Origin of the sequence: Micromonospora chalcea (genome assembly GCF_002926165.1) — a bacterium.
Taxonomy (GTDB): domain Bacteria; phylum Actinomycetota; class Actinomycetes; order Mycobacteriales; family Micromonosporaceae; genus Micromonospora; species Micromonospora chalcea.
In genome coordinates this window covers 1-8,319 of the sequence record NZ_MAGP01000040.1, presented here as the reverse complement: position 1 = coordinate 8,319, position 8,319 = coordinate 1, and the positions used below count along the sequence as shown (strand labels likewise).

Sequence of the window (8,319 nt, the reverse complement as noted above, 5' to 3'; positions counted from 1 at the left end):
CGCCAAGTGCGGTCAACCTCATGATCGACCACGGCGGGGCCGTCGCCGGCCAGGCGGAACGACTCCTCGCCCACCGGTTCCACCAGGCCGTCCGTGACCAGGCCGGCCAGCGCTCGCGCCCGCTGCACGTCGTCGTGCCAGACCTGGTCCAGCCGCTGATGCGGCACCGGCCCGGTGGACTCCCGCAGCACGGCGAGCAGCAGCCCGCGTACCTGCCGGTCGGTGCCGGCGTAGCGCTGCGGGCGGCGCGTCGGTCCCGTGGGGGCCGCCTGGCCGGAAGCCCGCCAGGCGCAGCTCGACTCGACGGGGCAGATCGCGCAGCGCGGGGCGCGGGCGGTGCAGACGACCGCCCCGAGTTCCATGAACGCGGCGCTCGCCAGCGCGGCGGCGGCCGGCTCGATCGGCAGCAGTTCCTCGGTGGCGACCAGGTCGGCCGGGCGGGTCGTCGGACCGGCGTCGGGTTCACCGGCGATCGCCCGGCACACCACCCGCCGGACATTCGTGTCCACCACGGGGTGCCGCTGCCCGTACGCGAAAGCGGCGACCGCGCGGGCCGTGTACGTGCCGACGCCGGGCAGCGCCAGCAGGTGATCGAGCCGGTCGGGCACCACGCCGCCGTGCCGCTCCACGACGGCCACCGCGCACTCGCGCAGGCGTACCGCCCGGCGGGGGTAGCCGAGCCGCCCCCACATCCGGATCGCCTCGGCCGGGGTGTCCTCGGCGAGCGCGCGCGGCTCGGGCCAGCGGGCCAGCCACGCCTCCCATGCGGGCACCACCCGGACCACCGGGGTCTGCTGGAGCATGACCTCGCTGACCAGGATCGCCCAGGCGCCGATGCCCGGCTTGCGCCAGGGCAGATCACGGGCGTTGCGCTCGTACCACCGGCTGACCTGGGTGGCGAATGTGGGCTCGGACATCGCGCCGCCGATCATGTCACGGCTGTCTTTCCCGCAGGTTGGGCGGGGCGGGTGGCCGGACGCGATCGATCATGGGCGACGGGGCAGAATGTCCGAATGAACGAGCTCGCGATCACTGTCATCGGCCGGGACCGGCCGGGCATCGTGGCCGACGTCGCGGAGGTTCTCGCCCGGCTCGGCGCGAACCTCACCGACTCGACTATGACCCGGCTGCGTGGACACTTCGCGATGACCCTGATCTGCGTGGGCCCGGCCGCCGCCGACCTCGAGGCCGCGCTGGCCCCGCTCGCCGCCGACGGACATCTGCTGGCCACCGTACGCGCGGTCACGCCGGACGGCGGCAGCGAGCCCACCGGGGAGCCGTACGTGCTGGCGGTGCACGGCGCCGACCGGATGGGCATCGTGGCGGCGATGACCCGGGTGCTCACCGACGCGGGCGGGAACGTGACCGACCTGAGCACGCGGTTGACCGGTTCGCTCTACGTGGTGGTCGCCGAGGTCGAGCTGCCGCCGGGCGTCTCCGACGAGGTGGCCGGCCGGCTCACCCGCGTCGCGGCGGAGCTGGGTGTCGGGGTCAGCCTCCGCCCGGCGGACACGGATCTGCTGTGACCGGGCCGGAGTACGCGGGCCTGGGCGGCTGGACCCCGGAGAAGCTCGGCGTCCCCGGCGAGGTACGTCCGGTGGTCACCGCCCCGGAGCCGGTGCTGAGCCAACCCGGCCCGGAGGTCGACCCGACGTCTGCCGAGGTGGTACGCCTCGCCGCCGATCTGGTGGCCACGATGCGGGTCTCGCCCGGCTGTGTGGGTCTGGCGGCGCCGCAGGTGGGGGTGAGCGCGCAGGTGTTCGCGGTGGACGTCACCGGGCACCCGAAGGCGGTCACCGTGCACGGCACGTTCGTGCTCTGCAACGCGCGGGTGGTGGAGGCGAGCCGGTGGAAGGCCGGCCGGGAGGGCTGCATGTCGGTGCCGGACCTGACCGGCGACGTGAAGCGGGCCAGCCGGCTGGTGGTCGAGGGCGTGCTGCCGGGCACCGGGGAGCCGGTCCGGCTGGTGACCGACGGTTTCGAGGCGCGCGCGCTCCAGCACGAGATCGACCACTGTGCCGGTTTGCTCTTCCTCGACCGGGTGGCCGGCGCGCACGCGATCTACCAGCGCAAGGTCTACCTCTGACGGTGGTGGCGGCTATCCGGTGTGGACGGAGGCGGCCGTACGGCGGCGGGTTCCCGGCGCGTCGGACCGGCGAGCCGTGCGCCGCGCGGCTACGGTAGGCGCATCATGCGTCTGACGGTCGGCCCCCTGCCCCCTGCCGTGTACTGGCGGCGTCGTGCCGTCGTGCTCGGAGCGGGCCTGCTCTTCCTGATTGTCCTGCTCTACTCGTGCACCGGCACGGACCGCAACACCGGCGCGCCGGGCACGGACCCGTCGCCGACCGGTTCCGCCGGGGCTGAGCCGGCCCCGTCCGGCTCGGTGCTGACCCCGCAGTCGGGCAGCCCGTCACCGACGGCCGGTGACGCGGGCGGCGGCAGCACCGGCGGCGGTACGGGCGACGGCGGCGGCAACACCGGCGGCGGCGCGAACAACGGCGGCGGCACCGGTAACGGCGGCGCGAACGGGCAGCCGGTCTCGGACGACGGCAACTGCACCGACTCGGAGCTGCTGGTGACGCCGGTCGCGGTGCCGGCCACCGCCCAGCGGGGCACTGTGGTCACGCTGCGCCTCAAGGTCAAGAACGTGTCGAACCGGACGTGCAGCCGGGACGTGGGCGCCGATCTGCAGGAGCTGTACATCAAGGCGGGCGCGGAGAAGATCTGGTCCTCGGACACGTGCGGCACCGGCAAGGGCTCGGATCCGCAGTCGTTCACGCCGAACTTCGAGCGCTCCTACGAGCTGGGCTGGAACGGCCGGGTGGACAACCGGTGCGCCAACGGGCTCGCGAACGGTGAGTTCGCGGCGATCGGCGCGTACCAGGTGTTCGCCCGCGTCGGCACCAAGATCAGCGAGCCGGTGAAGCTGACCATCACCGGCTGAGCGGTCGGTCAGACGTACCGTTCGAGGATGGATGCCTCGGCGAGCCGGGACAGGCCCTCGCGGACCCCACGGGCGCGTGCGTCGCCCACGCCCTCGACGGCCTGGAGGTCTTCCACTGTCGCGCCGAGCAGCCGCTGGAGGCTGCCGAAGTGCACCACCAGCCGGTCGACCACGGCGACCGGCAGCCGGGGCACCTTGGCGAGCAGGCGGAACCCGCGCGGGCTGACCGCCGCGTCGAGCGCGTCGGAGGCGGACGGGTAGCCGATCGCCTTGGCGACAGCCACGAGATCGATCAGCTCGGTGGCGCTGAGCAGGTCGAGTTCGACGAGCGCCTCGTCCAGGGTGCGTGACTTGCGGCCGACCGGCAGGTAGTCGCGGATGACCAGGGTGCGGTCGGCGTCCACGCCGGCCATCAGCTCGTCGAGCTGAAGGGCCAGCAGACGGCCGTCGGTGCCCAGCTCCACCACGTAACCGGCGATCTCGTCGGCGATGCGGCGGACCATCTCCAGCCGCTGCACCACAGCCACCGCGTCGCGGACGGTGACCAGATCCTCGATCTCCAGCGCGGAGAGCGTGCCGGAGACCTCGTCCAGCCGCAGCTTGTAGCGCTCCAGCGTGGCCAGCGCCTGGTTGGCGCGGGACAGGATGGCCGCCGAGTCGTCCAGCACGTGCCGCTGGCCGTTGACGTAGAGGCTGATGATCCGCATCGACTGGCTGACCGAGATGACCGGGTAGCCGGTCTGCCGGGCCACCCGCTCGGCGGTGCGGTGCCGGGTGCCGGACTCCTCGGTCGGGATCGACGGGTCGGGCATCAGGTGCACGCCGGCCTGCACGATCCGGGTGCCGTCGCTGGAGAGGACGACAGCGCCGTCCATCTTGCACAGCTCCCGGACCCGGGTGGCGGAGAACTCCACGTCCATCGGGAAGCCGCCGGTGCAGATCTGCTCGACCACCTTGTCGTAGCCGAGCACGATCAGCGCGCCGGTGCGGCCGCGCAGGATCCGCTCCAGGCCGTCCCGCAGGGCGGTGCCGGGAGCCATCAGGGCGAGGTTGGCGCGCAGCGGGTCGCCACCCGCCCCGCCGCCGACGCTTCCGTTGACGCTCACGCTGATGGCACGAGCGGGGTTGCCGCTCACGGCGCCGGTACGGGCGTGCGGCGTCGCCGTTGCGGGCTTGGTGGCATCGCGGTCGATCGGCACGGGCACAGTCTACGGACTGCCGTGCGGTGGGTGCTCTCGTGGTTACTGTGATGTGTCACGATGCCCGGCTCGGGCGGCTCTTCACGGGCTGCGCCGCGTGTCCGGGAACGCCCGGCGGATCCCACCGTGTCACTCCGCCGATGCGCGGGCGGCGGCCTGGAGGGCGGCCCGCACGTCAGTGACCTCGATCACGCGCATGTTCTCCGGCCCGGCGCCGCTGCTCTCCGGCCCGCACCCGGGCGGCACGAGGGCCAGCCGGAAGCCCAGCCGGGCCGCCTCGGACAGCCGGCGGGGCACCGCGCCGACCCGACGGACCTCGCCGGTGAGCCCGACCTCGCCGATGGCCACCAGATGCGGGTTGAGCGCCAGGTTGAGCCCGCCGGAGGCGACCGCGAGCGCCACCGCCAGGTCGGCCGCCGGCTCGACCACCCGGATGCCGCCGACAGTGGCGGCGAAGACCTCCCGGTCGTGCAGCGTGAGCCGCTCGGTCCGGCGCTGGAGCACCGCGAGAACCATGGCGAGCCGGGCGCTGTCGAGGCCGGAGACGGTACGCCGGGGCGAACCGGCGACGGTGGCCCCGATCAGCGCCTGCACCTCCGTCACCAGCGCCCGGCGCCCCTCCATCGCCACCGTCACGCAGGTGCCCGGCACCGGTTCGGAGTAGCGGGTCAGGAACAGGCCGGACGGGTCGGCCAGGCTGCTGATGCCGCCCTCGTGCATCTCGAAGCAGCCCACCTCGTCGGCCGCGCCGAAGCGGTTCTTCACGCCGCGCACCATGCGCAGCGAGGAGTGCTTGTCGCCCTCGAAGTGCAGCACCACGTCGACCAGGTGTTCCAGCACCCGGGGGCCGGCCACCTGGCCGTCCTTGGTGACGTGGCCGACCAGCACGGTGGCGATGCCGCGCTCCTTGGCGACCGCGACCAGGGCGGCGGTGACCGCGCGGACCTGGGTGACGCCGCCGGGCACGCCCTCGGTGCCGGTGGTGGAGATGGTCTGCACCGAGTCGAGCACCAGCAGGCCGGGCTTGACCGCGTCGAGGTGGCCGAGCACCGCCGACAGGTCGCTCTCGGCGGCCAGGTAGAGCTGGTCGTGCAGGGTGCCCATCCGCTCGGCGCGCAGCCGCACCTGGCTGACCGACTCCTCGCCGCTGACCACCAGCGACGGGCTGCCGGCGCCGGCAGCCCACTGCTGGGCCACGTCGAGCAGCAGCGTCGACTTGCCGACGCCGGGCTCCCCGGCGAGCAGCACCACGGCACCGGGAACGAGGCCGCCGCCGAGCACCCGGTCGAGCTCGCTGACGCCGGTGGCCCGGGCGCGGGCGGGCGCGGCGCTGATGGTGGCGATCGGCCGGGCCGGCTCGGCCGGCATCCGCGAGCTGACCACCCGGCCGGAGACCGGCGGGCCGGTGATCGTGGACTCGACCACCGAGCCCCACTCGCCGCACTCGGGGCACCGGCCCACCCACTTCGGGGGCTGGTGACCGCAGGCGTCGCACTCGTAGGCCGGACGGGGCTCACGGGCGGCGCGACCGCGGCCGGCGCCGGCACGGGAGGGGGTCGATCGGGGCGTGGTCACCACAGGACGCTAACCGGCCCGTACGACGAAAGCCCACCGGAAACGGCGACACCGCCGGCGTGGCGCTGGCCACGGCGGCGGTGCCGACGGAAGGAGGACGGGGGTCAGTGGCCGCCCTCGACGCCACCGTCCTCGGCTCCGTGCTCACGCGGGTTGACGATCTTGGACGGGGTGGGCTCCGCGGTCAGCGGGATGCCGATCGGCGCCGGGGTCGTGATGACCTTGCCGTCGCCGAAGTCGAAGGTCAGGTTGACCTGCTGGCCGACGAGCAGCTTCTGGTTCAGGCCGACGAGCTGGAGGAACCGCGGGTTGTCGGCGTTGAGCTGGGCGTAGCTGAGCGCCGGGATCTCGATCCGGGCCGGCTGACCGGCGGGCGCGGACCCGGTCTCGCTCGGCGACGGGCTGGCCGACGGCGACTCGGACGTCCCCAGCGACTGGCTCGGCGACGCGCTCGGGTCGCTCGCGGTCGGCGAGGCGGTGCCCGGCTCGGTGGGCGAACCGGTCGGGGTGGCGGCGCCGCTCTCGCCCGCGCCGGAACCGGTGAGCACGATCTCCCGGGCGCTGTCGGTGGTGACCGTCACGGTCACCGGCTTCTCGCTGTCGTTGTAGATCACCACGTTGACCGGCGCGTTCGACCCCGCCTCGTAGCCCTTCGGCCCCGGCGTCCGCACGTAGAGACCGCGCACCTTGTACAGGTTGTCGGAGGTCTGGACGTTGACGCCCTGTACCGACGGGATCTTGTTGGCGGTCTCGGAAATCTGCCCGGTGCCGCACCCGGACAGCAGCAGGCTCGCCGCCGCCGTGCCGGCCAGCAGCAGGGCCGGCCCCCGGGAACCCCTGATCGAGCGCGTCACGTCGGTCCTCCTCGTCACGATCCCCGCCCGGTCGACCACCGGGCACGGGGTGGCCATACCCGCGCAGACCGCACTCCAGGGTAGTTGGAGCTGATCGAGGCCCGCACGCGGACCCGGCAATGCCACCCGGCGAGGGAGACCGTCAGACCACCCGGCCGCTCGTCACCAGCAGCAGCACATCGATGAGCGCCACCACCAGCACCGCCCGGAAGGCGCTGGCCGAGCGTCCGGCGGCGGCGCGTCCCGCGTACCAGCCGAGGGCCGGCACGGCGACGGCGGCGGCGACGGCCGACAGCCCGGCCCACGACGGCGGTCCCGGCGGGCCGAAGACCAGCGCGACGGTGGCCGCCAGGAGCAGCCCGGCGGCGGCGAGTCGGCTGCCGGCGGGGCCCAGCCGGTGCGGCAGGCCGCGCACCCCGGTCCGGGCGTCGTCGGCCAGGTCGGGCAGCACGTTCGCGAAGTGCGCGCCGGCGCCCAGCAGCGCGGCGGCGGCCACCAGCCAGGCCGGCGGCGCGGGCGAGCCGGGCAGCGCCAGCACCACGAACGCGGGCAGCGCGCCGAACGAGACCGCGTAGGGCAGCACCGACACCGCCGTCGACTTCAGCGGCCGGTTGTAGAGCAGCGCGGAGACCAGGCCCAGCGTGGCGCAGGCCGCCGCGGCCGGGCCGCCGGCCAGCGCCAGCAGCGGGGTGGCGACGGCGGCGACCACGACGGCCCGGGCCAGCGCCGGCCGGCTGACCGCGCCGGTGGTCACCGGTTTGTCGGTACGCCCCACCGCGGCGTCCCGCTCGGCGTCGATCAGATCGTTGCTCCAGCCGACAGCGAGCTGGCTGGCCAGCACCGTCAGCGCCACCGCCGCGACGCCGGCCGCAGAGTGCCCGGCGCCGGCGGCGAGCAGCGCGGCGACCACGGTGACCGCCGCAGCGGGTTCCGGATGGCTCGCCCTGACCAGCCCTAACACCCGTGTCGACATAAGGGAAGTCTGGTCGTTACCGGGCAGTCGTGCCACGCTCGACGCATGCCTGACGTGCCCGGGGTGTCCACTCCGCACCGGGTGCTGCCGCCGAACGACCCCCGGCAGTACGACGATCTGGCCGACGAGTGGTGGCGGCCGGACGGCGCGTTCGCGATGCTGCACTGGCTGGCGCGGGCGCGCGCGGCGCTGGTGCCACCGGCGTCCACGCCGGACGAGCTGCTCGTCGATCTGGGCTGCGGCGCCGGGCTGCTGGCCCCGCACCTGGCCGGCAAGGGCTACCGCCACGTCGGGGTGGACCTGACCCGCTCCGCGCTGGACCAGGCCGCCGACCACGGGGTGACAGCGGTCCAGGGCGACGCGACGGCGGTGCCGCTGACCGACGCCTGCGCGGCGGTGGTCTCCGCCGGGGAGGTGCTGGAGCACGTGCCGGACTGGCGGCGCGCGGTCGCCGAGGCGTGCCGGCTGCTGCGGCCCGGCGGCCTGCTGGTGCTGGACACGCTGAACGACACGCTGCTGGCCCGGCTGGTCGCGGTGGAGCTGGGCGAACGGCTGCCCACAGTGCCGCGCGGCATCCACGACCCCCGGTTGTTCGTCGACGCCCGCGCGCTCGTCGCCGAGTGCGCCCGGCACGGCGTGTCGCTCGAGGTACGCGGGGTCCGCCCGGAGTTGGGCGGCACGCTTGCCTGGTTGCTGCGCCGTATGCGCGGCGGCGACCGTCCGGCGAGGACCGAGCCGCGCATGGTGCCGACCTGGTCGGCGGTGGTGCTGGAC

9 protein-coding genes are annotated in these 8,319 nt (G+C 74.5%); 4 read left to right on the top strand and 5 right to left on the bottom strand.

The features are described 5' to 3' along the window. A partial coding sequence (locus BAW75_RS05325; protein ID WP_104112836.1) for an HhH-GPD family protein occupies nt 1-917 on the bottom strand: 917 nt, incomplete at its 3' end. 96 nt (nt 918-1,013) lie between these two features. On the opposite strand from BAW75_RS05325, the gene BAW75_RS05320 reads away from it, so the two are divergent. The 3 genes from BAW75_RS05320 (at nt 1,014) to BAW75_RS05310 (ending at nt 2,944) form a co-directional block, all read left to right on the top strand. After that, entirely contained in the window at nt 1,014-1,526 is a 513-nt protein-coding gene (locus BAW75_RS05320) for a glycine cleavage system transcriptional repressor (RefSeq protein ID WP_104112833.1), read from the top strand. Next, a complete protein-coding gene (locus BAW75_RS05315) occupies nt 1,523-2,086 on the top strand; it encodes a peptide deformylase (protein ID WP_043327917.1) in 564 nt (187 codons plus the stop codon). Before BAW75_RS05320 ends, BAW75_RS05315 begins: the two co-directional genes overlap by 4 nt. A gap of 105 nt (nt 2,087-2,191) precedes the next feature. Next, nucleotides 2,192-2,944, top strand: coding sequence for a hypothetical protein (locus BAW75_RS05310; RefSeq protein ID WP_064446769.1), 753 nt, complete (start codon nt 2,192-2,194; stop codon nt 2,942-2,944). Nucleotides 2,945-2,952: 8 nt separating this feature from the next. Here BAW75_RS05310 and disA read toward each other — a convergent pair whose 3' ends face one another. From disA to BAW75_RS05290, 4 genes are all read right to left on the bottom strand, one after another. Next, nucleotides 2,953-4,143: a DNA integrity scanning diadenylate cyclase DisA gene (disA, locus tag BAW75_RS05305; protein ID WP_030502855.1), complete on the bottom strand. Its 1,191-nt coding sequence runs from the start codon at nt 4,141-4,143 to the stop codon at nt 2,953-2,955. 129 nt (nt 4,144-4,272) lie between these two features. Continuing rightward, entirely contained in the window at nt 4,273-5,718 is a 1,446-nt protein-coding gene (radA, locus tag BAW75_RS05300; RefSeq protein WP_104112835.1) for a DNA repair protein RadA, read from the bottom strand. A gap of 104 nt (nt 5,719-5,822) precedes the next feature. After that, complete coding sequence (locus BAW75_RS05295) at nt 5,823-6,572, bottom strand: hypothetical protein (protein ID WP_043330867.1); 750 nt, start codon at nt 6,570-6,572, stop codon at nt 5,823-5,825. 142 nt (nt 6,573-6,714) lie between these two features. Continuing rightward, nucleotides 6,715-7,545: a UbiA family prenyltransferase gene (locus BAW75_RS05290; RefSeq protein ID WP_104112832.1), complete on the bottom strand. Its 831-nt coding sequence runs from the start codon at nt 7,543-7,545 to the stop codon at nt 6,715-6,717. Between the two features lie 45 nt (nt 7,546-7,590). On the opposite strand from BAW75_RS05290, the gene BAW75_RS05285 reads away from it, so the two are divergent. Beyond that, the coding region (locus BAW75_RS05285; protein WP_104112834.1) for a methyltransferase domain-containing protein at nt 7,591-8,319 on the top strand (729 nt) is incomplete at its 3' end.